At 49.1% G+C, this 275-nt stretch carries 1 pseudogene; it reads left to right on the top strand.

Features of this window, described 5'->3' with window-relative positions:
- Nucleotides 1-275: pseudogene (locus SB756_RS29820) on the top strand (D-xylose ABC transporter ATP-binding protein); the annotation flags it as partial.

Here is a 275-nt window from a genome sequence, read left to right as displayed (position 1 = left end):
CCATGGCTCCTACGAAGGCGAAATTATTTTTGCGGGAGAAGAGATTCAGGCGAGTCACATCCGCGATACCGAACGCAAAGGTATCGCCATCATTCATCAGGAATTGGCCCTGGTGAAAGAATTGACCGTGCTGGAAAATATCTTCCTGGGTAACGAAATAACCCACAATGGCATTATGGATTATGACCTGATGACGCTACGCTGTCAGAAGCTGCTCGCACAGGTCAGTTTATCCATTTCACCTGATACCCGCGTTGGCGATTTAGGGCTTGGGC

This window comes from Pseudomonas sp. SIMBA_068 (genome assembly GCF_046534705.1).
Taxonomy (GTDB): domain Bacteria; phylum Pseudomonadota; class Gammaproteobacteria; order Pseudomonadales; family Pseudomonadaceae; genus Aquipseudomonas; species Aquipseudomonas putida.
This window is presented reverse-complemented; position numbering and strand designations above follow the sequence as displayed.